Raw genomic sequence first — 25,806 nt, 5'->3', positions numbered from 1 at the left:
CAAAATTGTTAGTATCGTAATACAAATACAAACAAAAAATATCGGAGGTAATCAAAATGATTGAGAATGTATGGGATGCCGCTAAAGCTTCGCAAATTGTAAGCGAATTGGATCTGTTAGCCTTTCGTTCCAATCTGATCGGTGGGGATCGGCGGGTCTGTAACATTTATGGCGGCAATACGTCATCCAAGACGACGGTGATCGACTTTCGCGGACGCGAGACCGAAGTCATGTATGTGAAAGGCAGCGGCTCTGATCTTGGGTCCATGCAAGCGGCTCATTTTACGGGACTTCGATTGGAGGATATACAGCAGCTTGTTGCGTGCGAATCGATGACGGACGAGGAAATGGTAGCGTATTTGGGGCATTGCATGATAGATGCCAAGCATCCGCGCGCCTCGATCGAGACTTTGCTGCATGCGTTTCTGCCCTTCAAGCATGTCGACCACACGCATCCGGATGCGATCATTAGTCTATGCTGCGCAGATAACGGCAAGGAGATTGCCAGCGAGATTTTCGGAGATCGATTCGTGTGGGTTCCTTATCTTCGTCCAGGTTTCGCCTTATCGAAAATGATCGCAGAGGGCGTACGAGCCAATCCGAATGCAGAGCTGGTGCTGATGGAGAAGCACGGACTTGTCACGTGGGGGGATACGCAGGAAGAATGTTATGCGCAGACGATTCGCATCATTAACGAAGCCGCTGTGTTTATTGAAGCGCGAGTGGACGATTTGAAATTGTTCGGCGGCATGAAGCACCAAGCTTTGCCGAAGGAGACGCGCCGTCAGATCGCGGCGCGCGTTATGCCGTTGATTCGGGGCGCAGTATCTGAAGGGCAGAAGATGATCCTCTCCTTTGATGATGAAGTGGATATCTTGCGCTTCGTGAATGGGTACGATTCGCCGCAGTTGTCGCAGGTTGGCGCAGCATGCCCAGATCACTTGGTTCATACGAAGGTGGTGCCGCTGTTCATCGATTGGACGCCGAATGCCGAAGATGTTGCTGGATTGGAGGAGAAACTGTTCGCAGGGATTGCCGCCTATAAGGCGGAGTATACAGCATATTTTGAGCGTCATCATGTTGAGGGCGATCAGATGTTTCAAGCCGCTCCGCGCGTCATCCTCATCCCGGGGATCGGAATGGTGAATACGGGCAAGAGCTGGGCGATCTCGCAGGTCAGCGGGGCTTTATATCACCGAGCGGTTGCCGTGATGCGGGGCGCAACGGCGCTTGGGCAATTCGTCTCGCTGTCGGAGAATGAGTCCTATCACGTGGAATACTGGCCGCTTGAGCTCTACAAGCTCTCGCTCGCGCCTGCAGAATCGGAATTTTCGCGTAAAATTGCCTTCATTACCGGCGGTGCCGGCGGCATCGGCAGCGAGACGGCACGACGACTTGTATCGGAGGGCGCGCATGTCGTACTGGCCGATCTGAACTTGGAAGGCGCGCAGCAGATCGCACAAGAATTGAATGCAAAATACGGTGCCAACCGAGCCTATGCGGTGAAGATGGACGTCACTGACGAGCAAGCGGTACAGGCCGCCTATGAAGAGACATCCGTCATGTATGGCGGCGTAGATATTATCGTCAACAATGCAGGATTGGCCACCTCCAGTCCGTTCGATGAGACCTCGCTCAAGGAATGGAACCTGAACATGAATGTTCTCGGGACAGGTTATTTCCTCGTAGCCCGTGAAGCCTTCACCATGATGAAGCTCCAAGGAATTGGGGGAAATATGGTGTTCGTCGGTTCCAAAAACGCTGTATATGCAGGCAAGAACGCCTCCGCTTATAGTGCCAGCAAAGCGCTCGAAGCGCATCTGGCACGGTGCATCGCGGCCGAAGGCGGCGAGTTCGGGATCCGCGTCAACACGATTCTGCCTGACGCCATTCTGCAGGGCTCTGCGATCTGGAATAGCTCCTGGCGGAATGAACGCGCAGCCGCATATGGCATCGATCCCGATCAGCTCGAAGAATATTATCGCAAGCGCACGACGCTGCTCGTGAACATTTACCCGAAGGATATTGCAGAGGGAATCGCTTTCTTTGCTTCTTCCAAATCCGATAAGACGACAGGCTGCATGCTGACGATCGATGGTGGCGTTCCTGCAGCATTCACGCGCTAGATACCTGGTTTTTGGTCCGAGTACAGGTTTATTCGCTACGATCTGCATGATATACTATGACAATGAAAAGTAAGATGGAAAAGAGGTCTATCCATGCTAGTCTTAGAGCGATACGATAAAATTGTGAAGCTCGTGAATGAACGGGGCAGCATACGCGTGACAGAGCTGAGTGAATTATGCCATGTTACGGAGGAGACGATTCGCCGCGATCTCGACAACTTGGAGAAAGAAGGAAGGCTGCGTCGCAGTCATGGCGGAGCGATTCGCATCCAAGAATCAGAACAACAGACCGAGACGCCCTTCTTCGAACGGGAAGTGACGCATGCTGAGGAGAAGAAGAGGATCGCCCTGGAAGCGATTCAACGCATCCAAGAGAACGATCAAATTGTACTCGACGCTAGCACGACGGCCTGGTACATGGCTTCATTCATGCCGGATATGGCGTTAACGGTACTAACCAATTCGATTAAAGTCGCGACAGAGCTGAGTACGAAAGAGAAGATTCAAGTGATCTCGACGGGGGGAATCCTTGCCTCCCCATCCCTCTCGTTCGTCGGCCCTCTGGCAGAACGTACGTTAGAGACATATCATGTGAACAAGGCATTTATATCGTGTAAAGGCATACGGCTTGACCGCGGTTTAAGCGAATCGAATGAATGGCAAGCCATTGTGAAACGACAGATGTTGAATATGGCGGATAACGTGATCGTCCTGGCGGATTCAAGCAAATTCGGCGTGCAGGCATTCACGCTCATAGGGGATTTAAGTCAGATTTCTGAATTGATCACGGATCAAGCGATTGACAAGGATTCGTTAACGGGACTAGAGGAGCAGGGCATTCGCGTGACGCGGGTGTAACCTTGTTAGACACAAAATCCAAATCATTTTGCATGGAGAAGTCGTACACTTCAACCCTTTGCCGAATGGTTTGGATTTTTTTCGTATCCTTAGGCTATGGAAGTGTCTGTCGTTATTAAAGGAATGCTATGATTTTTTGAGTCAATCTGATATTTTATTTACCGGGGGGAAGGTTATGAGTACATTAGAACAATTACCTGAATCGGAAGGCTTAAAAAAGCTTATGCTTGTTCAAGCGGCTCTAAATACGATTCTTTGTGAGACTGAATGGCTTCGTTATCATAGCTTTGATCATGAATGGGATAAAGGTGTTTGTATGGCAAAAATAGATAATGGAGCAGGTGACCATCTTATCATATTGTTTTCCGATGAAGGCACCATCATAAAGGGATTTGATCATGAGTCTCTACTAAGTCCATATGCACAAGACGAACATAGGGTATGGCCGGGGATCTATGATAACGTTCCAAATGAATTATTACCTCTACTCGAACATGAAGGAATTGAAAAAGAAGCTGTGACTTTTTGTATATGGCGTAGAAATAGTGATTCAAGCTGGCAAAAGGGAAAAGTTAAAATGCCGAAAGAAGCTGATGATGGTTCACATTTTTTGATAGGTGCGATTTACCAGACACCAGAGGATTTCGTGCAATTCGCGATAGATTATTTTGAAGCAGCACTGTCAGTAGATGTTGTTGAAAAAGTTTATGAGGGTGTCCCTATTACGATGGAGATGATTCGAATGCTAAACCCCGACTGTGCTACAGAGGAAGTTTATCGAGAGTTAGAATCATTGAGGGTAATCTAACGAAAAAATGATTGAACAAGCGGGCAGGTTATTTTAAGATCATTCGCGATGAACCGTATCATAAGTAAATGAGGTTTTTTTGAAAAACAGAGACAGCACCATTCCATTTCGTGTGGATGGTGCTGTTTTTGGTGAACGGTATTATAAATTTGAACGATAATCAGCTTCAATCAAATGTTTATAAAAAATCAAAATAAAATGTACAGTAAGTTAACAATCACATAGTTTAATAGAACTGTATAAAAGGAATCTACAAGGAGGATTATTAGATGATTAATAACAAACTTGTGAGAAAAGGTGCTACTTTAACACTTGCTCTAGCTATTACAGTTCCAGCATTATTACCGACAGCAGTGAATGCTCAGGAAAATACAACAATAGAAGCTGTTAAATTTAATGGAATGAAAGCACCATCTACTATTGAAGAAATGGTAAAAACGTATACAACCGCAACAGTTGATGTGAGATATAGCAATGGAATAGTAAAAACATTTCCGTTGTCATACAACTACCTATTTAAATCGGAAGATAAGGTTGCAACAGCTAAAGGTGGAAAAATCCCTGCAGGAACACCAATTGATGTAAAAGGAAATCCAATTAAGGATCCAAGCAGCACAGACGGAGAATACTTTGTTTCCGATGCTCCGGATTCAAACAGCTTATTAATGCCTATTAATGGAAAGCTTTATATGGTTACACATTATGAATATCAAACCATCGATGCTGCTGGTAAATCAGCATACGGTTTAGTTCCAGCATCTATGTCTTTAACTGAGTTGGAACAGGACAAAGAAACAGGTGAGTTGAAACCTGTAAAAGTAGAAAAAATTGATTTTTCAGTAGTAAATGGACTTTGGATTCCATGTAACGGATCATTATCTCCTTGGAATACACATTTAGGCTCTGAAGAGTACGAACCAGATGCACGACTTTTCTTAGATCCAACTTCGAAAGTAAGAAGTCAAGTTGAAACATTCTCTCAATTCTATTTTGGAGATAAAGCAAAGGCTAATCCTTATTTCTACGGCTACACTCCTGAAATTGCAGTAGAGAAGAATGGTAAAACATCAGTTGTAAAACATTACAGTACAGGACGTTTCTCTCATGAGTTAGCGAAAGTCATGCCTGATAACAAAACTGTATTTTACGGTGATGATGGTGGTAATACAGGATTATTTATGTATGTAGCTGACAAAGAAAAAGATTTATCATCAGGTACATTATATGCAGCTAAATTTAAACAAACAGGTACTGAAAACGGTGGTTCAGGAGACTTGCAATGGATTAATTTAGGACATGCAACGGATAAAGAAGTGAAAGATATTATTGACAGCGGCATTACATTCAATGATATTTTTGAAACTTCAGATGCTCCTAAAGAAGGTTTTACAGCTATTAAAACATACTCAAATGAAGGAAAAGTTGAGTACCTAAAACTTAAACCCGGTAAAGAAAAAGCAGCAGCCTTCCTTGAAACACGCCGTTACGCAGCAATGCTTGGTGCGACTACTGAATTTAACAAAATGGAAGGTGTAGCACTAAACGAAAAGGATAAAAAAGTATATATCGCAATTTCCGATCAAAGTAAGGCTATGGAAAAAGATTCAACAGGAAAAGACCCAGCAGACCATATTCAATTACCAAAAATTAAAGCTGGTGTAACTTATCAATTAGATTTGCAAGGTGGTCAAAAGGATAGCAAAGGAAAGGCTATTAATAGCTCTTATGTAGCACCATCAATGTCTGGATTAGTTGTTGGTGAAGATTTAAAAGAAGCTGATTCATTTGGAAATACTGCAAATGTAGATAAAGTAGCCAATCCAGATAACTTAAGTTACTCTGAATCAATGAGAACACTCTTTATCGGTGAAGATAGTGGAGCTCATACAAATAACTACGTTTGGGCATATAATGTTGATACGAAAGAATTAGATCGTGTCTTATCTGTTCCAGCAGGAGCGGAAGCAACTGGATTATTTGCTGCTGATGACCGCAATGGATTCTCATATATTTTCAGTAATTTCCAGCATCCTGGTGATGAAGTAGGTGCTAAATCAATTACAGCTGTTAATAAAGATGAATTACTTAAAGCAGTTGACGAACAAATTGGTATTAATAAAACAGGTGGTATTGGTTATATCTCTGGTCTGCCTTCTTTAACAAACATGCCAGATTTCACTGCACCTGATGCTCCTAAAGTAGATAAAGTAACGGCAACATCTAAATCAGTTACAGGTACAACTGAAAAAGATGCTACTGTACAAGTTTATAACGGGAAAACATTAGTAGGGGAAGCAAAAGCAAATGCACAAGGAAAATTCAATGTGAAAATTAAAGCCCAAAAAGCAGGCACAAGCCTAACTGTTGTGGCTAAAGACAAGGCTGGAAACATAAGTGAATCAACAGTCATAAAAGTTGCTTCTAAATAACAAACACTTACATTTATTGTGCATGTAAAAAATGAAAAGGGCTGTCATAAAAGTGACTTTTGTGACAGCTCTCATTTTATTCCATGGTTTTGTATAAGAATGGATTAACTCCATAAAGTCTCTTTCTTTTTAAATCCAGCGTTAAAATAAACGTGATTTTCCTGATTATTTTGATTATTTACATTTAGCGTGATTTGAGTGGTTTCATCAAATCGAAACATTTCTGTTAAAACTTCTTTTGGCGACCCTGCAAAATCGTACATGAAATGTCGGATGCCTATGATCGTACTTTGCTACTCTGTACATGAAGGGAGGTTATTCAAGTGGATTGGCTTAAGAATCTGAATCAGGCTATGGAATATATTGAAGAAAATCTCACGGAAGAGTTGGATTTGAAGGAAGCCGCGAGGCGGGCTTATTGTTCCGAGTATCACTTTTCAAGGATGTTTTCATATCTTGCAGGGATTACGCTATCGGAATACATCCGTCGGAGACGCCTGACACTTGCCGCATTTGAGCTTCAAACTAACGATGTAAGAATTATTGATGTGGCGATGAAGTACGGATACAACTCAGCAGATGCCTTTTCAAGAGCTTTTCAAGCTCTACATGGGATGTCGCCCTCTATGGCAAAGTCCATTGGACCTTCATTAAAGGCCTATCCACGTATGACCTTTCAATTAATCGTACAGGGAGGAAACGTAATGCATTATCGTATTGTAGAAAAGGGACCATTCCGAATTGTGGGCATCATGAAGAGGGTACCCATTCAGTTTAATGGTGTGAATTCGGAAATCGAGTCCATGTGGAGAAGCTTAACGACGGAGGACATCGTTCAACTCAAAGCACTCTCGGATATCGAACCAAAGGGATTGATTTCAGCGTCTACAAATTTTTCTGAAGGGCGAATGGAGGAGAATGGGGAACTTGACCATTATATTGGTGTAGCTACAACTAAGGATTGTCCTGAAAATTTAGTAAAACTAGAGGTTCCTGCACTGACATGGGCTATATTCGAAGCTGTGGGACCGTTTCCTGATACATTACAAAATGTCTGGGGACGGATCTATTCGGAATGGTTTCCCTCCGCAAATTATGAGCTTACTATGGGACCGGAGATATTATGGAATGAAGGTAAGGATGTATCTTCCCCCAATTATAGAAGCGAGATTTGGATACCGGTTAAGAATATATAATGAAAAAGGTTTGTTCTGCAGTATGGGGACATTATTTCTGAATGTAAGGCCATCCCACAAAGGATGGCCTTAAAACTTGCCGTTGAAGGATCAGATACACTTAATCAGTCTTTATGACACTTAATAATCAAAGTAGAAGGTATAATTCTAGCTTTTGCACCAGAGTACCACTTACTTGAATTACTTGTATCATCGTCGTTAACCTTTGAATCCTCAATTACCTTGTCTATAACAAATCCAGCATTAATAAGTTCATTAATGAAGGTGCTTATTTTTCGATTGTGCATGACTATCGGTGTGCCCCTCCAAGAGTCATGTTTTTCAAATCCTTCATTTACATAAGAACGTCTAAACCTTAATTGTTCATTCGCGTATTCAACAACACTGTGTACAGGATGTTCCCAGCTAAAGACTAAAATACCGCCGGACTTTAGGCTTCTATATATATTGCTTAGCGTTTTTGATAAATCTACTGTCCACCCAAGTGCGTATATAGAGATGGCTTTATCAAAATAGCTTTCAGGAAGACCCGGTATATCTTCCATAGGTGATTCAATAAAGGTGACGGGAGTATCTAGTTTCGAAACAACTTCTTTTGCTGTCTTTATTTGCGTACTGGATAGATCTACGCCCCATAACTCTCGTGCTCCGCGTGCAGCGAGATATTCTAAGGTATGACCGCTTCCACAACCTACTTCTAAAATAACGCTACCTTGAATTTGTCCAAGTAAATTTAATTCTTCCTCTGTTGGCGCATATGCACCATAGTCAAGAATGTCAAACGAGCCTTCGAAAAATTGATCAGCGACTTTATCCCAGCCACTTTTGTTTATTTTTATCATTTCTCTTTGTTCTAGCACCAGCAATCACCTCATTTCCATACTCCTGAATGCTCATAACAGTGATATATTGCTAAGTTAAAGTAATATAATAACACTCTTAAAAATACTTTGATGGTATGGTTAAAAAAACATCTTTATTAACCCTAAATCCCATTTTCTCATAATAAGTATAAATTTGTTCTGTTGTTTGTACTAACCACTCTGAATTTGGGAAGTGCTCTATGCACCGTCTAACCAACTCCTTACCAATTCCTTGATTATGATATTCCGGATCAACAAGCAAATCATAAATTATAGATCTGAATGCTTTATCACTTAGCACTCTTACAGCTCCTACTAAATGATCATCTTCCCATGCGGAAACAACAAGAGTTGAATTAAGAAATCCAATATTAAAATTTTCTTTTTGCTCTGGTGTTAACACTCCATGACACCAACCTACTGACATAAATAAACGGCACAACTGCTCACATGGTAGATCTTTTTTTATATCATCATAGCTAATGTTCAAGATTTCACCTCGTAATATATAAATAATCTCCTATTATCAAGTCTACCATTGGAATATTTTGTAGTAAGTGATATAATGCTCTGAACTTAATTGCAAACGTATCTGCCTGATCAATCTCATTATTGCATAGATGAACTCGAGTTTACCCTATCAAGTGATACGGTGATGCGTATCATAAAAGACGTAACAATGTCGTATATTTAAAGAGTTTTCTGTTAATACCAGTCTATGTGGGCAATTATCTCTTGTGTGAATAATAGGAAGGAGCGATGGGAATGTCGTATATCGTTGATTTTAAAAATGTGTCTGTGGTTGGATTAGAGTCCTCACCTATAGCAGAAACGCTTGCTGGTTTACGTGCGAATGAAGCCCGTTACTTTATGAACAAATACAAGCATGAATTTACGGTTGTACCAGCTAGGGAAAGTCAGGAGACCCTTGATTATGTGAACCGCATTTTGAAAGAAGAACGTAATATTGAGTTTGCGGCAAAACCTTTAGAAACGTCGCGGTTTCAAGTGGAAAACATCCAATTTGCCTACGTTTTTTATGAGGATGGTCTTGCGATCAATGTCATGTATACAGTTGATGACCCTAAGAAGCGGGCCGTTGGCTTTAAGCTTTCTGAGGGGATGGAGGTACCAAAGGAGTTAGAAGAGAAGTTTAAGTTTGCTAGGCAGAAATCTAAACTAGCCGGAACCATTCGGGGCTCGTTTTTTGTAATTAAAGGACAATATTAAAGTAAGCAAAAGCGTAAATGAATGATCATTTTGGGGGGATGGACATGAATCAAAACAACGAAACAAATAAAAGCGCAACGCGGGTAGGTGAACGCGAGATTGAGGTTACCCGCGTATTTGATGCTCCTCGCGATCTTGTGTTCGATACTTGGACGAAAGAGGAGCACCTGTCGAAATGGTGGGGACCTCAAGGTTTTAAGTCGACTTTTCAGAAGTTTGATATGAAACCGGGCGGTATATGGGAGTTTATTATGCATAGTCCTGATGGCGTTGATTTTCCCAATATCCACGTCATTGTCGAGGTCGTTAAACCAGAGCGAATCGTCTTCAAACATGATGTATTTCCCCATTTTTTGGCGACAGCAACCTTTGATGACCTGGATGGGAAGACCAAACTCACGTATAGCTCTATTTTTGATGAAAGTGCCGATGTATTCGGCAAGGTGAAAACATATGCCGTCCCAGGTGCCGAACAGACCATGGATCGTCTTGCAGAGCTTTTGGCAAGCATGTCCTGACGCTAACGGTAATCAATTGTTCAAATCTTTCAATGAGAAGGCCATCCGTCGTGGATGGCCTTAAAACTTGCCGTTACAAACAGCGCGGAGAACCGCATCATAAGTAAATAAGTTTTTATTGTGTTGAATAGCTAGTAAGGTATGCAAACTTTTCTATCACTAGTAATATATATAATGAAATCTGTGCTTTAATAATATGCAATATTGCAGGAGGCGTAGTATGAAGCAACTTTATATAAAGCAGAAGGTATTCAGTCTAAGTGGCAAATTTACGGTAAAGAATCAGGAGGAGAAGGATGTCTATTACGTAGAGGGCAGTTTTATGCAAATCCCAAAGACTTTCTCCATTATGAATACGACTAGAGATGAAGTTGCACTTATTACGAAAAAGGTGTTCAGTTTTTTACCGAAGTTTTTTGTTGAGGTAAATGGTCGAGAGATATTAACGATTAAGAAGGAGTTTTCTTTCCTTAAAGCACGCTATACGATTGATGCAGCTGACATTGAGGTACTTGGTAACTGGTGGGATATGGATTTTCAGGTGTCACAGCATGGTGTAGTCATAGGTGAAGTGAACAAGGAGTGGTTCACTTGGGGCGATAGCTACAAGGTTCAAATCTTGAATGAGGAGATGGAAGCCATCATGATTGCGCTCGTTGTCGCCATTGATTGTGTGAAGGCTGACCATGCAGCTGCTTCCTCATCAGCGGCGAATTAATATAGGGACTGCTTGAGCAGGCTGCGGTAGCCTGCTTATTTTGTTAATATAATAGTGCGTTTTTCTTTACAAAAAATGTACAGTTCTTGTAAAGGGATATGGCGAACAATTTCCTATAATTTTTATGCGAGAGGAGGTGCGCGTAATGGATAACTTTAAAGCTTTTGAGTGTGTAGTGGAATACTTAGAGAATATTATACCTAGCTCAGATGAAGTTGATTATCGTGTTATTTCTAAAATTGCAGGTTGTCCTGCTCCCTTATTTCAGCGTATTTTTGTATATATTACAGGAATCACGATTAGTGAGTATTTGAGGAGACGTCGATTGACGTTGGCGGGTTATGATATCAGAAATAGCAGTGAAAAGATTATTGACATAGCTATGAAATATGGTTTCAATTCTCATGCTGCTTTTACAAGAGCATTCAAAGAGCACCACAAGGTTTCACCTTCTAGTATTAGAAAGGCTGGAGTACAGCTTAATGATTATCCTCGAACCTCCTTTACCAATATTAGAATTGTAGGAGGAAAACGAATTATGGCCGAGCTTAAGAAAATCGAGTATGTGGAATTTGGGGCTCGTAAAATTGTAGGTATGATGAAAATGACTTCGTTTCAAAAGGCGGGAGAAGAGTGCTGGGGTTCAGCATTTAAGGAAGGTGTTTTTGACAGAATTCAAGAAATAGAAAGATGGGTTTGCAAAGATATTGATGATTATATTGGACTTGGGCATATGAGTAAATTTGTTGGAAAAGATAATTTCCAATATATCATAGGTAAATTTGTAGAACTTGATGCACCTGTTCCAGAGAATATGTATACAGAAAATATATCCGCAGGAACAGTTGCTAAAGTATGGATTGAAGCCGATAACCTTAACGATATTATTGATTGTGCATACTTAATTTGTTCTGAAGCGATCGAGAAAACAGGATATAAAATTGATGTTGATAACTTTTATTGGTGTGATGTCTACACATACGACAGATATTGCACACCGCTAGAAAAAGGACAGAAGGTTATTCTTGATTATTTGTTGCCTGTGATCAAAAATGAATAGTTAAGAATCTTGAACTAACTATGTTGTTTTAATTGGCTTGCCCTAGGATGGGTAAGCTTTTTTCTTTGGAGAAAAAGATTGTTTACAGGGGAACATTCGTACTTTAAGATGGGGATAAATTCTTATAAATTGGCGTTTAAGGAGAGAGTGCTTACCATGATTATCGAAACCAAAATCATCGAGAAACCTGCCTTCACCGTTGTTGGGATCACGGAAACGATTCATTTTGATTCTAGTTTGCCACCTTCTGAGAACGCTATTGCCAAGCTTTGGGGTAGATTTGGCAAGCGCATTCCTGAAATTCCGGGTATGCTCGGCTGGCGCAGCTTTGGGCTCATGCTTCAACATCCGGAAAACCCGCCTGGCGCGCCCTTCGACTATACGGCCGCAGTGCAAGTATATCAGGATAGCGCCATCCCCGAGGGCATGACGCGCATCGAAGTGCCGTCTGCGCGCTATATCGTGCTGACTCATCGCGGTCCGCTTGACGGAATTAGCGATGCGTTTCGACATTTCTGGGGACATTGGCTTCCGAACAGTCCATACGAATACGACGGAGGCACATTAACCGGCAAATATGAATTCGAGTTTTATGACCAGCGCTATACTCAGCCGACTGATCCAAATTCTGAAATTGATGTGTACTTCCCCATTCGAGCGAAGTAACCTTTGCAATAGCAAAACAACAACAGGCAGATTCGGACAACTAAGATAGTTAAATACAAGAGTGAGAGGATTGATAAAAGAGTGAATGCCTACAATAAGAAACGAAAAAGGTTTTCGTTTTTTTTGGCATCATGGCTTTGACAGTCGTCATTATTTATTTATATTTCTTCTCGAAGAGCGGGTATGTGTACGAACGTAGGATCCTGGGCGAAATGGAGGATCAGCATGGGGTCGAATTTCTCGTGACGGACAGACTAGAACGCAACGAGGACGGCTACCAGACGCTTGTCGTTGCTCCGAAGGATGAGCCTACCACCACCTTTATTGCCGAGCGGAACAACGGTGCCACGACTTTCATTATCAAAATAATTAATCGATTACATGGTAGAAGGGCATTTTATTAGTAAAACGAATGTATTTTATTGGAAAAATTAATACCCAATCTAAAGATACGATAGTTAAGTAAAGTCAAAAAAGGAAAAGGCCATCCCGTAAAGGATGGCCTAAAACTTGCCGTTATAGATAGGATTAAATGTTTTGAGTCGCAAATCGTTTTGAAAGATGGTTGAGCAATTCGGGTTTGTCATCGCGGTCCATGACAACTTCAATAAAAATCAAATGATCACAGTCACGTTCTGCTGCTTCTAATGCTTCTTCAAGTTCCGGTTCTGTTTGTACTTTAAAAGTTAGGCTGCGTTCTTTAGGACCTAGTACATCAGGAATTTTGTGATAGTCCCACATTTGAATATCATTATATACTTGGTCCTCGCCGTGAATGGCGCGTTCGACCGTGTAGCCGTCATTGTTGATTAAAAAAATAATGGGTTTGATCTGCTGACGAAGCATGGTTGAAATTTCTTGTGCTGTCAGTTGAAATGAACCATCTCCAATTAATAGAATGTTGCGTCGGCTTTGATCAGCCAGCTGTGTTCCTAATAAAGCAGGAAGTGTGAATCCAATAGATCCCCATAAAGGCTGACCGATAAAAGTTGTATCTTTTGGCAGAGGCATCATCGTTGCTCCAAAAAAGGATGTGCCTTGTTCTGCTAATAATATATCTTTTTCTTTTAAAAAATGAGAAATTCGTTCAAAAAAACATTTTTGCGTAATCATGCCTTCTTTTACAACATACTGATCCTTAGTTGTTTGGGAATTAACAGAAATAATGTTTAAATCCTCGAATTTTCTTTGTTCAATTTCATTGCTTAATGATAATAACGCTTCATTCATTGTAACAGGTGCATATTTTTTGTTTTTTGCTTTTACTGAAAAAGGATGAATGTGAATGACGGTTTCTTCTGAAAATCCATGAGAAAAGCCTCCTGTAATTGAATCCGTTAACTTTACACCGATGCTAATGATACAGTCTGCTTGATCGATGCGCTTTTGTAGATAAGGAGAACTTAAATCACCGTTATAAACACCAATAAACTGCGGATGTTCTTCATTGAAAACACCTTTTCCCATACTTAATGTAGCAACAGGGAACCCAGTTTTTTCAGCGAAATGCTGAAGCATTTCTTGTGCTTGATAGCGATATACTTCATAGTCTGCCAAAATAACAGGGCTTTTCGCTTGATTTATGATAGGTGTTATTTCTGTAAGAAGCTGATGTAGAGCATCTTGGTTACTTGAAACAATATCATCAAGTAATCGTTTGGATGGTTTGTTAATCGGTTTATTGTACACATCAATAGGTAAGTTTATATGAACAGGTCGTTTTTCCCTCCAGCATGAAAGAAGGACGCGGTCAATTTCTTGTGCTGCATTTTCTTGTGTTAACAGTGTTTGAGCAACCGTTACTTCTTTAAACATGTTAGAAAAATGATCAAACCTACCGTCACCTAGTGTGTGATGCACATATAACCCATCGTTCATAACTTTTGTTGTTGGAAGACTTGAAATTTTAACAACCGGCACATGTTCAGCATAAGATCCTGCAATTCCATTGATCGCACTTAATTCTCCAACACCAAATGTTGTAATTAAAGCAGCGATTCCATTCACTCGCGCATAGCCGTCGGCTGCATAAGCGGCGTTTAATTCATTACAATTGCCAACCCAATCTATTCCTTCATATTCAATTACGTCATCTAAAAAAGATAAATTATAGTCTCCAGGCACGCCAAAGATATGACGAATACCTAGTTCTGATAAACGGTCTAATAAATAGTTTCCAATTGTATATACATTCTTCATTTTTATCACCTCAAAAATTATGTCAATATTATTGACTTAATCGCAGTATAACAGAGTAATTAGTTTAGGTCAATTACATTGACCCTTTTTTAAAGAGAAAGGAATGTAGTATATTAATGTAAAGGGAATGGGCATGAAATGAGGTTCCAATGTGTTTTGTGTCAAAAGGTAAGAAAGCGGGAGGATTATTATGGATCTAGAGAAAGAAAAGCGAATGAATGAGGTACTAGCACTTTTTTATTTTGCTTATAAAACATTTACCGAAGAACCAGATCTAATTATTCAAAAGTACGGAATCCAGCGTGTGCATCATCGTATTTTATTTTTTGTCTCCAGATTTCCAGGTCTTAGTGTAAACGAACTGTTAGAGTTATTAGAAATAAGCAAACAAGCGCTGCATGGACCGATGCGCATATTAATTGAGAAAAATTTAATGTTTAGTAAAGAGGCGGAGCATGATCGCCGAGTCAAACAGCTTTTTTTAACAGATGAAGGAGAGAAGTTAGAAAAAGAACTTAGCAATAGACAACGCGAGCATCTATCATCAATCTTTTCACAATTCGATGCTGGTCATGAAAAGTCATGGATTGAAATTATGGAAAAATTATCAGTAAAACGTTCAGGTTATGATGTTTGGAACCAGAAGACAAATAAAGAAAATATACCAACTGAAATCATTTAGCAAAATCTCCGGTATGTTAAAAAAACGAGGCTGATGATAAACAGGATCGTATCGAATGCTTTAGCCAATTGCAATTTCTTTGTTTTTCGCCGATCACCTCATTCAACTGAAATACCAAAGTCTAAACACTTTTGCAAGGATGAGGCTTTGGTATTTTATATAAAGGCCCGTTCCTCATGAATCCCAAATATAGTATTTCGATATTGATATGTTGGCAAGGTTGCTTCGAGCTGAAGCTGAGACCGAAGGCGAAACGGGCATGCTCCTTGTTGGAAATGGCTGAAAAGCGATGTCATTCACAATGTGTTTTACGATAAAACTTACAAAATCCGAATTGCCGTCAGCCGATTTATATAGCGTGTGAACCAAAATCCAATGGAAGCCATTGATCGGCTGTGTATAAACGTGTAATTCAATAATTCAATTTATATAGCTGTTTTTTGTATTTCTGTGATGGGCGCGCGTACGCGGCGGCAGACAGAAATTTTGCTATTTAGATGGTACGGTGAACCGTACCATAAATGACGCAATTTTTTAGGTACATGTTTGAATGTGAAAGCTTTTTATAATCCCCTTTGTATAAATATATAAGGTGAGAAATTTCAACAACTTTAATCCAACTATTTTGCTCTTTCTATGAGAGTATAGGGGGTGTATATTGTAAAATGGTGAATATATTTGAGCCGAATAATAGTAAACCTTTCTGGAACAAAAGGACACCGGAGGATATCATATACTCGATATGGTTTGACCTTACTCAAAAGAAGGATTACGGCTCAGTTGAGAGGGCAATTAGAGATGATTATATACCATATTGGACTAAAAATTTGAACGGTAGTCCGAATGGTATTATAGGAAACCCCTATTGGACTGTAGAAGCACTGACGAAAATCCACAGGCCTAAACGTGTATATAAAATAAAGGATGGGCTTCCAAGGGATGAAAAATTACAGCACGAACATATTGTTCCGCGCAAATTTATGTTTGATACCCTATTAAAACATTGCAAGGAAAGTTATTTTACCAAGGAATTTGTAAGAGACATTATGACTTTTTATGCGATCGGTGTGACTATAACGAAAAAGGAACATAATATGTTACCAACTTCTGAAATGCCACCCGAGTTTTTTTCCCAAGCTTACAAGGACTACTATTATAACAGATGGGCAAGGTACAGAAAGACACCAGAAATAGAAGTTGTTCATGTAACTTGGAATGAAAATAGATCGGATTATATAACTACACCGATAGACTATAATGGTTCAAATATGATTGTATAGAAGTAAATCATTAAAGGAAAAATCCAAGGCCGTTTAAGAATATTCAAGTTACCTAGGAGGATTTTGAAATGTCTAAATGGTGGATGGTAAGAGCAGGGGATAATAATGAATTAATTCCCGTATGGATGACAAAGCAAGTAGCCGCAATCGGCTGGGCTGACCTCGGTAACCCTTTGAATTACACAACAAGAGACAAGTTAATAGAAAAGGCTCATGTAGCTTACCCTAAGGAGAAGCCAGGAACACGTATTAATTGGGGAAGTCAGGTGTGGAAGTTTAGCAGGGAAATAACAGTTGGGGATAACATCATAACTTATTTAAAAGAAACTCGAGAATACATAGTTGGAAAGGTGAATCAGCTTTATTCATTTAATCCCACAATGATAAGCGACTATTACCCTAACATTGTTGGAGTCGCATGGAACTCGAAACGTATTTCCCGAGATCAGCTATCTCAGGGAGCCAAGAACTCCCTTGGGGGTATATCAACAGTATTCCGGGTTGATAGTTGGGGTACTGAATTTGAAGCGCTGCTCCAAGGGAACCAACCAGTTCCTCCTCACACAACCCCGGATGAAGCTGATGATGAGGTTAGTGACAATTCAAATTTTATCGAACAGGCAATGACACTGCTAGAGGATGCAATTGACAAACTCGATGCTTGGCAAATGCAAGACTTAATTGGTGGTTTGCTTGAGGCAATGGGGTATCAAGTGAGGGTTAGCCCCAAAGGACCAGATGGTGGCGTGGATATTATTGCTCATCGTGATGCATTTGGTTTTGAAAAGCCCATCATCAAAGTACAAGTCAAGCATCGTAATATGGCTGCTGGTGGGCCGGAAATTCAACAATTACTAGGTGCAAATCCAATAAGCTCGAGCAGTCTATTTGTATCAACAGGTGGGTTTACTTCTCAGGCGAAGAATGTTGCACAACAGCATAGTGTGAAATTACTTGATCTGTCTGAGTTAGTTGATTTGGTAGTCGAATGGTATGAAAAAATGACTGCTGAGACACAATCACTGTTACCCTTAAAAAAGGTGTATGTTCCTTATTAACGTTGCTGAGAGTCGCGGTCTTGAAGCACTCGCGGGGATGGACGACGCTGGCGTTCAGTGTCCCGATAGATCTTGGAATTGATTTTGAGGGAAAAGCTTTTTACGATATTTTGAAGGCAATTGCCGAAAAAAATAAATTTGAATACGCACATGATAAACTGCTGAAACTTTCGCAAGAGATAAAAAAAATCATTAACGACAAAGCTAGATACACTGATTGGTCGCACCGTAAAGATATCAAGGCAGAATTAAAAAGTAGATTTGATTTTAACACTTGCTGATAATGGATATCCACCAGTTCCAAAAGATGAAATATTTAAAGAAATTTTGAGCAGGCAGAGAATTTTAAGAAGTATAGAGTGGATTAACTTGGTAAGATTAGGTTTGCACGTCCTGTGTATATAATGAGAGTGTCAAATCCTCCATCGTGATTGTATGGTGGTGGGGCTTGACTAGCCAGACTTTTTTAGACACCAGCTTCAACGATGGAGAAAGCAAAGAATTAGATGAAGGAGAATGGACAACTTTTGGAGGGGGATATATAATAGTCCCTCTCAGAGAGACCGATTCAAGAAATATCTAGATTGATCTAATACATAACATTAGCGGAGGATAACAAATTGAACAAGAACGAACTACTCTCCTTGAATGCAGATATAATGTTAATGAGGGTTCTAAAGTATAGTAAATATATCAAGCGAGGTCTGCCTGATGTCGTGGTATCAAGTGAACTAGAAAAGTTATTGCAGTGCCTTTGTCTTTCAATTCGTGATGTAAGGGTTATAAATAAAGAGTTTATAAACGAAGAACAAGTTAAAAGGTTTGCTAATCAGCAAGAAGACTTAATAAAAAGCTCAAATGGCGATACTACATATGTCGATGCGAATATTAATAGCGAACTCCTTTCTCGCCTAGATGAACTTATTCTGTTTAAAAAGTTCCAAGATGAAGAGGAAGAAGAAGAAAGATTAAATGAAGCGAATGGCATACCAGATATAAATAAGGCAAAATGGGCTAGAATAGAAGAGGCAGTAAAGAAAGAACTCGAAGATGAGGGCTATTTTTAACAGAATGCTTTTGGTAAAAGTTTTAAAAACTTGATAAAGGCAGAGTTAGACTGGGACATAGAATCGTTCAGGCTATCTCTGCCTTTAGTATTTTCAAAATCATAGTGTATTTCTTTGACAATAACAACCACGTTTTCGCCGTTAGACCCGTTACGGTGAACCGTATCACAAATAGTTGTGATGCAAAAAGTCGAATTAATGGTGAGTTTAAAATAGTGGCTATGTTAAATCCAATTGTTGATATTGATACTTTCGAATATATGGCATGTTCTTTTGTAGCTGGCAGACATTATACAAAGTCCACTCAGGAAAATTTATCTATAAGGAGAATACAGAAGGAGTACAATTAATTTTATAGGAGGCCATTTAAAATGGCAGAAACAATTATAAACTGTGTCTCATTTCTACAAGTTCCAGTTAAAAATCTTGAGGAATCTATGGAGTGGTACATAAGTAAACTAGGATTCGAGCTACACTTTAAACGATGGGACAATAAAATGGCAATAGTTGCTCTCCCTTCGGGTCCATCGATCTTTCTGTGCGAAAGGGAATCGCACCAGGGAACGATGTCGGTAGTTATCGGTTTTGAAGCAGCGGATATCGTAAAGTTGCTGTCCGACCTAAAGAGAAAAGATGTAATAATTGGTGAGGTAAGAAAAGACAGAGGGGCTATTAGAACCGAATCCGGAGAAACAGAGATCCTTGGAATGGATTTCGATTTTTATGACCCTAGCGGAAATATGTTAGTGGCTCATGGTAAATCAAATTTCGTAGAGTAGATCTCTGCCGCAGACAAGCTTTAGAATCAACAATACGGTTTAACATAGCCAAAATAGTAAAAAGGATAAGACAGGAGCGCAATACACTAAATCCGGTCTTATCTTTGTAACAATCATTCTAAGGGTACGATAGTTGAATACACACAATGTTGAGCAGGCTGCCGAAGCCTGCTTATTTTATTAAGCTGAAGGGCAGGATAGTTAAATCTTCGAGGGTGAAAAGATTTTTATACCTTGCATTATAGAGTAATCTGTATTATAAATAAATTACAAATAATTACAATTGTGGGTGGTATGGAGGTGAGAATATGGAAGTTAATAAAGAGGTATTAAAAGGTCATATAGACACGATAGTACTCTCCCTGTTATTCAACAAAGAAATGTACGGATACGAACTTGCCAAATTAGTACGAGAAAAAAGCAGAGAACAATTCGAATTAAAAGAAGGAACTCTTTACTTATCACTGAAGCGGATGGAAACAAACGAGTGGATTTCTTCTTACTGGAGTGAAGATCAAGGACCAGGCGGAAGAAGGAAATATTATAGAATCACGCCCTTGGGCGAAGAAACATTCAAACAAAAACGGTTGGAATGGCGGTTCATCAAAGAAATAATTGATTCATTTTTGGAGGAGGGATGTAGGAAATGAAGCAAATCGAAGCATTTGTCGATTCTGTCTATCAAAACGCTGGTGGAAACAAAAAAGAAATAAAAGAATTAAAAGCTGAAATGAGAAGCCACCTTCTGGAAGCAGTTCACGAATTGAAAAAAGAAGGGGTATCGGAACAGGATGCAGTCCAAATTGCAATTGAACGTTTTGGTGGAGAACAGGAATTGCGTTCCGAAATTTCTCAGCTATATCATAAACAAAGGCTATTTGCAAAAGGGGTGTTGTTTGCAGCTATAACGGTACTTATCGTCGCTATATTTTCGTTTCAATTCCTGTATCAACGAGATTATTTGAGCAGTCATGATTTTCCTCATCGCATTAACGAAAAGATAATTGACATTCTAAAAGACCACAAATCAATCACGGAAGAAGTAAAAAAAGAAGTTGAATCCATCGTACAAACCAATAAGAGAGTTCACAATATAGAAATTTATTATACCGAAGGTTTAGATGGGAAACCTTTAGAGGGGGAGGAATTATTTAATTACTTGGAGAATGCGAAGCCTGTTTATACTTACTCTAAAGGAGATGATACACCAAAATGGCTATGGGAAGGATACTATAGCGGCGGTAATGGCAGGGGATATTGGTTTGTAGACACGTCAGCATTCGGTTATGTAATATCTTTTTTAATTCTAATTTTGGGAATCGCTCTTTATTGGGTTTTATTCACAATCTGGGCAAGTGTCTTTGCTTTCCATACGACAAAGAAAGCGAGCGTCATGTGGATGCTAATTTTCTTGTTTTTTAACATCATAGGTTTCGCGGTCTTCCTTTTGACGAATAAGAAGTATATTAAACGTATTCAAATCTAATCAATAATTATTTGATTAGGCTAACAGGACACGATAGCAATAATGATTGGGCAGCCAAGAGGCAGCCCTTCGGGATAGTTTAAGGGATGATAGAATATAAGAAATTACAACAACAGGAGGACTTTCATGATACCTTTTCCAGCTGAAACTAGCCGAAATGAGAAATTGGATTTTATTAATGAGATAAAGAACAGGTTATTAGATAAATACGAAGAAGACATTGAGGCAATCGGTATCTATGGTTCAGTGGCTCAAGAAAAAGAGGGTCCTTATTCAGATATAGAATTGCACGTAATTAGTAGAGATGGAGCGAATATACCTAGCCGTGAATTAATTTATCATCCATTTAAATTAGAGATTTCAACAAAGCAGAAATCAGAATGGTTAGATCAAGCAAGTGCGGTGGACGATGGATGGGCGATTAAAGTGGGTAGCTTCATACATATTACCTCCTTGTATGATCCAAAAGGTATATTTAATAAGACGAGAGAAATTGCACTCTCGGTACCTGAAGAAGCATTTAGAGAAGTAATAGCAGAATTTATGATTTGGGAGCCGTACGAAACTATGGGCAAGATTCGAAATATCCGAGTTTCCAATAACCTCTCTTATCTGCCCCGTGCTGTTTTTGATTTCACGTGGCAAATTGCTAAATTGATTGGATTGTTGAATAAACAATATTACACCAGTAGAGCTGTGACTCTGGAGGAATCCATAGAAAAACCAATTAAGCCAAAAGGATATGTTGAGTTAGCAAAAAAAGTAATAAGTGGTGAGCTATCTGAAAAGGAAGAGCTCTATCTACTTTGTGAAAACTTGTGGTTTGGCTTGAATAATTTGCTTGAAGATTTAGGAATTGAATACCGAAGCGAAGTTTTAGAACTGTGACAGTCTATTATAAAAGGTAACTAAACATTGAACAAACGGGTGCGATAGTTGAAACTCTATTCATTTTATATACCAGAAAATAACAAATGAATGATACAATCAGGTGAGATTCCAAATTTAAGGTGGAGACGATGTGATGAGTATTGTAAAAGAAATTAACTGCATTTACATCCCTACAACCGATACAGAAGAATCGGCCCAATGGTATGTGCATAATTTAGGTTTAGAGTTAATGAGACCCGTTCATGAAAATCAGGCTCAGCTTCGTATCCCTTCGGGACAAGCCATTTTTTTAATTAAGACTCCTGAGCAGACAAATCTAAATTACATTCAAATAGGTGGAACGGAACAATGTGCACTTACTTTGGAAGTCAATGATTTTCACGGACTCTACAGCCAAATGAAGAACAACGGAGCTAAGGTATCGGAGATTGAAGATAATGGGGGCTGTGGTCTTAATTTTTATGCCTATGACCCAGATGGAAATAAACTCGATATTTGGGGTGGATGGCCCAAGTAATTTGTCATTCAGCTAACGGAGAACTTTAGCTGGATAAATAAGACTAAGAAGCGGCAGCCGGCATGCATCGGCAGCCGTTTTTTCGCTAACCGGCAGGATTGTTCAATCAATTCGCGAATAATTGACGAATGAAAAAATACCAGAATAATACTTCTGCAAAAAGTTCAATGAAATTTTCTTGAATCAGATTCATTAAGGAGGATGTACATGAAAGCAACCATAATCGAAAAGCCATCCATGACATTAATCGGTTTAGCGGCTAACGTAACTCTCTATGATGTGCAACAGAATCGGACGTCGCTTAATCTATCGGAGAATTTCATGGAAAGAAGAGTGGAAGTCAAAAGTTGCATTAACGAAAAAGAAGTATTTGGTCTTAGTACGGACCCTGAAGATTATAATCCCGAAACGGACCTTTTTGAATTTTTTATTGGTGTTGAGGTTTCTTCGACCGAGGACATTCCGGATGAAATGGTCGTTAGAGAGATCCCAGCCAATACTTATGTTTTATTTACATTCGATGGTCCTTTCGAAAATGCAGGTGCCGTACATGCTTATTTATACTCTACGTGGTTAATAGGAAGCGGATATGAACTCGCTGGGCTATATAATATCGAAATCTACGATGAAAGAAATCATGGTCCTGAGTCTGCGGAGTCCGTTACGGATATTTGCTTTCCCGTTCGCAAGAAGTAATGGCATTACGCAAATGTGGATTAAGCTAACAGGCAAAATAGTTCTAATATGTGGTAGTGTATAGATCACGAGAAGGACGATTCAACATTAGGCTCTTTGTTCGACAGAATAGTAAGCTTAAATTAAATAGTGAAAGAAGCGGAGGAATATCATGCAAGTTATGTTCCGTTACAATTGGTTGGTCAGGGAAGAATGGTACCGGTGGTGTGAGGACGTACCGGAGGAGGAACTGCTTCGTATTCGTACAGGTGGAGTCGGAGGGATTTTGCATACTCTTTTTCACATTATCGATGTGGAGTGGAGTTGGATTCGTGCCCTGCAGGGAAAATCGGATTTTCAAGAAAGTTTTGAAAGTTACAGTAGTTTGGAGAAAGTCCGCAACCTGGATGCAGCGTTCCGGGCTGAAGTGCAACCGTTTGTACATTCCTGGGACGTAGGTATGGAGACTCGCCCATTTTACGATCCCCGACCGGACGGGAAAATGGTCGTCGATGCGTGGGGTGAAGTAATGCGTCACATAATCGCACATGAAATCCACCATATTGGCCAACTATCGGTCTGGGCGAGAGAAGTTGGCAAAAAGCCTGTTTCAGCTAATGTTATTGGCAAAGATCTCATCAAACCCCAGTTATTACGCTAACGGGACACGTTAGTTGAAAACATCATGGAGCAGTTTGCCGGTTGGCAGATGCTCCATTTTTCATTAAGCAAACGGGCAGGATTACGTGTGGCAGCCGACAGTTAATTTGATTAGAAATGAAGTTCTTCCACGATAAAATATAAGGAGCGGTCACCGATTTAACGTTGACCATTTCTCTCAATTTCAATCCGAAGTGTTTCTCAATGATCGACTTTAGCGATACAACAAAGAAGTTTGTTCTATAATATGGTAATATTCTTAGGTGGATGAGAGATATTATCTTAATTAAGGAGGAAAAAGATGGGGATTAAAGCTATTTACTTTGATTTATTTGAAACACTTATTTCAGAATATGAAAATGGACAAAGAAAGGCTCCACGTTCAGCGCACATGGTAGAGCAACTTGGATTTGAGACAAAGATATTTGATAATGAGTGGAGCGTAAGACAAGAAAAAAGAATGAATGGCTCATATTCTGACTTTCCTTCTGTTTTAAGAGAAATATTTAGCACCATGGGTCATGATGTTAATGATGAAATTATTGAAACCTTACATAGAGAACGTATTACTGCTAAATTGATACCATTCAATAACATTGATAATGCAATTTTATCTACTTTAGATCAAATAAAAGAAATGGGTATAAAGATTGGTTTAATAAGTAATTGTACGGCAGAAGAAGTAACAGCGTGGGGTTCCTCCCCATTATCAAAATATTTTGATGATGCTGTATTTTCTTATCAAGTTAAATTAGCAAAACCAAATCCCATGATTTATCATCTCGCATGTGAGAGAATGGGCGTTTCTCCTACTGAATCCTTATTTATTGGTGATGGTGGATCGAACGAGTTGGATGGTGCAACAAAAGTTGGAATGTCAACATATCATGCTACATGGTTTATTCCGACATACATAAGTGAAAGAATTACAGACTACAAAAAACTGACAAGACCATCTGAATTGCTTGAAATTATACATTGCTGATGAGTTAGAGCTACCGTTGAGCTAACGGGACACGATAGTTCAATAACACATCATGTTGAGCAGGCTACCGCAGCCAGCTCATTTTATTTAGCTACCGGGCAGGATACTTGATGTCATATAGGAACTATTATGTAATGAAAAAATGTAGGGAGGTTCTTAGGGTGAGTTTAAATAAGAAATACATAGCTTTAAGTTTTTTAATCTGTATTTTGATACCATTTGCACTTCCAAGTGAGTTTTATACCGAAGGTATGGGTAGATATAAATATGGCTTTCCGTTCTCACATGTAACAATTTATCAAAATAATACAACCAGTATGTGGTTGGGGCATAATTTTTTTAATGGTAATGCAGGATTATCAATCAATCTTCTTTCTTTTATTTTGAATGTGATTATAATTTTTCTAATAATAAAGATAGTGTTAAACATGTATAAAAAAATTAAGGCTAAACCTTAAAGTTTTATTGAACTAACGGGACACGATAGCACAATATTGATTGGACTGCCAAGAGGCAGCCCTTTGTTCACCTAACGCGCAGATTAGCGCAATAAGTTATGTGCTGTAATCACCAATGTATGATTGATATTAAGGATTATGGTTAGTCGATGAGGATTATAAATAATTTCAAGCGAGGTGAACAACAAATGTGGAAGAGCAGTTTTATATCTGGTTTGGTACTGATTGCATTAAGTGGTATTTTGTTCACAGTAGAAAGATTTATAGCAGTTTTTAAATGGATTGGTGATACGGCTCCAGTAAAAATAAACGGGTCTGGCTCGTATCCTTCTGAACCAACTATGCCTGGTGTTTTTGATAATTTATTCGTAGGGATTTTCTTGATACTTGGACTAGTTTTATTAATAATAGGGCTAAGTAAAGGAATAAAGAAATCTATCTGAAGTTATTCCGTTAACGGGACACATTAATTCAATAAGAATTTTGGAGGCAGCCGGCACTTTGTGTCGGATGCCTTTTCTTAGTGCGCCCAGCATGGGCGCTATCTATAGGGTTCAAGTCCCGAACAGCGAAGGCAGTAGTAGCTGTAGCTTAAGA

29 protein-coding genes and 1 pseudogene are annotated in these 25,806 nt (G+C 39.5%); 27 read left to right on the top strand and 3 right to left on the bottom strand.

Annotated features, from left to right (window positions below):
- Positions 1 to 56: 56 nt before the first annotated feature.
- From AC3WTP_RS21890 to AC3WTP_RS21870, 5 genes are all read left to right on the top strand, one after another.
- On the top strand, positions 57 to 2,126 hold the full coding sequence (locus tag AC3WTP_RS21890) for a bifunctional aldolase/short-chain dehydrogenase (protein WP_492396748.1): 2,070 nt from the start codon (positions 57 to 59) through the stop codon (positions 2,124 to 2,126).
- A gap of 93 nt (positions 2,127 to 2,219) precedes the next feature.
- Entirely contained in the window at positions 2,220 to 2,984 is a 765-nt protein-coding gene (locus AC3WTP_RS21885) for a DeoR/GlpR family DNA-binding transcription regulator (RefSeq protein ID WP_492396747.1), read from the top strand.
- A 175-nt stretch (positions 2,985 to 3,159) separates the two neighbouring features.
- Complete coding sequence (locus AC3WTP_RS21880) at positions 3,160 to 3,792, top strand: hypothetical protein (RefSeq protein WP_492396746.1); 633 nt, start codon at positions 3,160 to 3,162, stop codon at positions 3,790 to 3,792.
- A gap of 269 nt (positions 3,793 to 4,061) precedes the next feature.
- Positions 4,062 to 6,221: an Ig-like domain-containing protein gene (locus AC3WTP_RS21875; RefSeq protein WP_492396745.1), complete on the top strand. Its 2,160-nt coding sequence runs from the start codon at positions 4,062 to 4,064 to the stop codon at positions 6,219 to 6,221.
- Between the two features lie 323 nt (positions 6,222 to 6,544).
- Positions 6,545 to 7,417, top strand: a complete 873-nt coding sequence (locus tag AC3WTP_RS21870; RefSeq protein WP_492396744.1) for an AraC family transcriptional regulator — start codon at positions 6,545 to 6,547, stop codon at positions 7,415 to 7,417.
- Positions 7,418 to 7,521: 104 nt separating this feature from the next.
- Here AC3WTP_RS21870 and AC3WTP_RS21865 read toward each other — a convergent pair whose 3' ends face one another.
- Together AC3WTP_RS21865 and AC3WTP_RS21860 are read right to left on the bottom strand one after the other, a co-directional pair.
- Positions 7,522 to 8,277, bottom strand: a complete 756-nt coding sequence (locus AC3WTP_RS21865) for a class I SAM-dependent methyltransferase (RefSeq protein ID WP_492396743.1) — start codon at positions 8,275 to 8,277, stop codon at positions 7,522 to 7,524.
- Positions 8,278 to 8,356: 79 nt separating this feature from the next.
- Positions 8,357 to 8,770 carry a GNAT family N-acetyltransferase gene (locus tag AC3WTP_RS21860; protein ID WP_492396742.1) on the bottom strand — a complete coding sequence of 138 codons (414 nt, stop codon included), beginning with the start codon at positions 8,768 to 8,770 and terminating at the stop codon, positions 8,357 to 8,359.
- Positions 8,771 to 9,045: 275 nt separating this feature from the next.
- On the opposite strand from AC3WTP_RS21860, the gene AC3WTP_RS21855 reads away from it, so the two are divergent.
- From AC3WTP_RS21855 to AC3WTP_RS21830, 6 genes are all read left to right on the top strand, one after another.
- On the top strand, positions 9,046 to 9,510 hold the full coding sequence (locus AC3WTP_RS21855) for a DUF8821 family protein (RefSeq protein ID WP_492396741.1): 465 nt from the start codon (positions 9,046 to 9,048) through the stop codon (positions 9,508 to 9,510).
- Between the two features lie 44 nt (positions 9,511 to 9,554).
- On the top strand, positions 9,555 to 10,028 hold the full coding sequence (locus tag AC3WTP_RS21850; RefSeq protein ID WP_492396740.1) for an SRPBCC family protein: 474 nt from the start codon (positions 9,555 to 9,557) through the stop codon (positions 10,026 to 10,028).
- A 220-nt stretch (positions 10,029 to 10,248) separates the two neighbouring features.
- Positions 10,249 to 10,746, top strand: a complete 498-nt coding sequence (locus AC3WTP_RS21845) for an LURP-one-related/scramblase family protein (protein ID WP_492396739.1) — start codon at positions 10,249 to 10,251, stop codon at positions 10,744 to 10,746.
- A 145-nt stretch (positions 10,747 to 10,891) separates the two neighbouring features.
- Positions 10,892 to 11,806: a helix-turn-helix domain-containing protein gene (locus tag AC3WTP_RS21840; RefSeq protein ID WP_492396738.1), complete on the top strand. Its 915-nt coding sequence runs from the start codon at positions 10,892 to 10,894 to the stop codon at positions 11,804 to 11,806.
- Between the two features lie 156 nt (positions 11,807 to 11,962).
- Positions 11,963 to 12,472, top strand: coding sequence for a GyrI-like domain-containing protein (locus tag AC3WTP_RS21835; RefSeq protein WP_492396737.1), 510 nt, complete (start codon positions 11,963 to 11,965; stop codon positions 12,470 to 12,472).
- A 185-nt stretch (positions 12,473 to 12,657) separates the two neighbouring features.
- Positions 12,658 to 12,876 (top strand): hypothetical protein, encoded by a 219-nt coding sequence (locus AC3WTP_RS21830; RefSeq protein WP_492396736.1) that lies wholly within the window; start codon positions 12,658 to 12,660, stop codon positions 12,874 to 12,876.
- 124 nt (positions 12,877 to 13,000) lie between these two features.
- On the opposite strand, the gene AC3WTP_RS21825 is transcribed toward AC3WTP_RS21830, so the two are convergent.
- Positions 13,001 to 14,671 carry an alpha-keto acid decarboxylase family protein gene (locus tag AC3WTP_RS21825; RefSeq protein ID WP_492396735.1) on the bottom strand — a complete coding sequence of 557 codons (1,671 nt, stop codon included), beginning with the start codon at positions 14,669 to 14,671 and terminating at the stop codon, positions 13,001 to 13,003.
- A 190-nt stretch (positions 14,672 to 14,861) separates the two neighbouring features.
- Here AC3WTP_RS21825 and AC3WTP_RS21820 point away from each other — a divergent pair, with 190 nt between their 5' ends.
- The 16 genes and pseudogenes from AC3WTP_RS21820 (at position 14,862) to AC3WTP_RS21745 (ending at position 25,652) form a co-directional block, all read left to right on the top strand.
- Positions 14,862 to 15,353 (top strand): MarR family winged helix-turn-helix transcriptional regulator, encoded by a 492-nt coding sequence (locus AC3WTP_RS21820; RefSeq protein WP_492396734.1) that lies wholly within the window; start codon positions 14,862 to 14,864, stop codon positions 15,351 to 15,353.
- 208 nt (positions 15,354 to 15,561) lie between these two features.
- Positions 15,562 to 15,630 (top strand): annotated as a pseudogene (locus AC3WTP_RS21815) (cell wall hydrolase); the annotation flags it as partial.
- A 388-nt stretch (positions 15,631 to 16,018) separates the two neighbouring features.
- Entirely contained in the window at positions 16,019 to 16,633 is a 615-nt protein-coding gene (locus AC3WTP_RS21810; protein WP_492396733.1) for a hypothetical protein, read from the top strand.
- A 68-nt stretch (positions 16,634 to 16,701) separates the two neighbouring features.
- The gene (locus AC3WTP_RS21805) at positions 16,702 to 17,691 is read left to right on the top strand and encodes a restriction endonuclease (RefSeq protein WP_492396732.1); all 990 of its coding nucleotides are present in this window, start codon (positions 16,702 to 16,704) and stop codon (positions 17,689 to 17,691) included.
- Positions 17,692 to 17,711: 20 nt separating this feature from the next.
- Entirely contained in the window at positions 17,712 to 17,972 is a 261-nt protein-coding gene (locus AC3WTP_RS21800; RefSeq protein WP_492396731.1) for a type I restriction enzyme endonuclease domain-containing protein, read from the top strand.
- 339 nt (positions 17,973 to 18,311) lie between these two features.
- A complete protein-coding gene (locus tag AC3WTP_RS21795) occupies positions 18,312 to 18,758 on the top strand; it encodes a hypothetical protein (RefSeq protein ID WP_492396730.1) in 447 nt (148 codons plus the stop codon).
- A 371-nt stretch (positions 18,759 to 19,129) separates the two neighbouring features.
- On the top strand, positions 19,130 to 19,537 hold the full coding sequence (locus AC3WTP_RS21790) for a VOC family protein (RefSeq protein ID WP_492396729.1): 408 nt from the start codon (positions 19,130 to 19,132) through the stop codon (positions 19,535 to 19,537).
- Positions 19,538 to 19,845: 308 nt separating this feature from the next.
- A complete protein-coding gene (locus tag AC3WTP_RS21785) occupies positions 19,846 to 20,187 on the top strand; it encodes a PadR family transcriptional regulator (protein WP_492396728.1) in 342 nt (113 codons plus the stop codon).
- The gene (locus AC3WTP_RS21780; RefSeq protein ID WP_492396727.1) at positions 20,184 to 21,023 is read left to right on the top strand and encodes a permease prefix domain 1-containing protein; all 840 of its coding nucleotides are present in this window, start codon (positions 20,184 to 20,186) and stop codon (positions 21,021 to 21,023) included. The genes AC3WTP_RS21785 and AC3WTP_RS21780 overlap by 4 nt, the downstream gene beginning before the upstream one ends.
- Before the next feature lie 126 nt (positions 21,024 to 21,149).
- On the top strand, positions 21,150 to 21,911 hold the full coding sequence (locus AC3WTP_RS21775) for a kanamycin nucleotidyltransferase C-terminal domain-containing protein (protein WP_492396726.1): 762 nt from the start codon (positions 21,150 to 21,152) through the stop codon (positions 21,909 to 21,911).
- Between the two features lie 136 nt (positions 21,912 to 22,047).
- Positions 22,048 to 22,431 carry a VOC family protein gene (locus AC3WTP_RS21770; RefSeq protein WP_492396725.1) on the top strand — a complete coding sequence of 128 codons (384 nt, stop codon included), beginning with the start codon at positions 22,048 to 22,050 and terminating at the stop codon, positions 22,429 to 22,431.
- Between the two features lie 207 nt (positions 22,432 to 22,638).
- Entirely contained in the window at positions 22,639 to 23,127 is a 489-nt protein-coding gene (locus tag AC3WTP_RS21765; RefSeq protein ID WP_492396724.1) for a GyrI-like domain-containing protein, read from the top strand.
- Between the two features lie 151 nt (positions 23,128 to 23,278).
- Complete coding sequence (locus tag AC3WTP_RS21760) at positions 23,279 to 23,767, top strand: DinB family protein (RefSeq protein ID WP_492396723.1); 489 nt, start codon at positions 23,279 to 23,281, stop codon at positions 23,765 to 23,767.
- Positions 23,768 to 24,067: 300 nt separating this feature from the next.
- A complete protein-coding gene (locus AC3WTP_RS21755) occupies positions 24,068 to 24,751 on the top strand; it encodes an HAD family hydrolase (RefSeq protein WP_492396722.1) in 684 nt (227 codons plus the stop codon).
- 161 nt (positions 24,752 to 24,912) lie between these two features.
- On the top strand, positions 24,913 to 25,209 hold the full coding sequence (locus AC3WTP_RS21750; RefSeq protein WP_492396721.1) for a hypothetical protein: 297 nt from the start codon (positions 24,913 to 24,915) through the stop codon (positions 25,207 to 25,209).
- Positions 25,210 to 25,397: 188 nt separating this feature from the next.
- Positions 25,398 to 25,652, top strand: coding sequence for a hypothetical protein (locus AC3WTP_RS21745; RefSeq protein ID WP_492396720.1), 255 nt, complete (start codon positions 25,398 to 25,400; stop codon positions 25,650 to 25,652).
- The last annotated feature ends 154 nt before the right edge of the window (positions 25,653 to 25,806 follow it).

This window comes from Paenibacillus sp. EB106-04-04-XG159 (assembly GCF_058791835.1).
The sequence above is the reverse complement of the archived record's forward strand: the minus strand, read 5'-3'. Positions and strand labels throughout refer to the sequence as shown.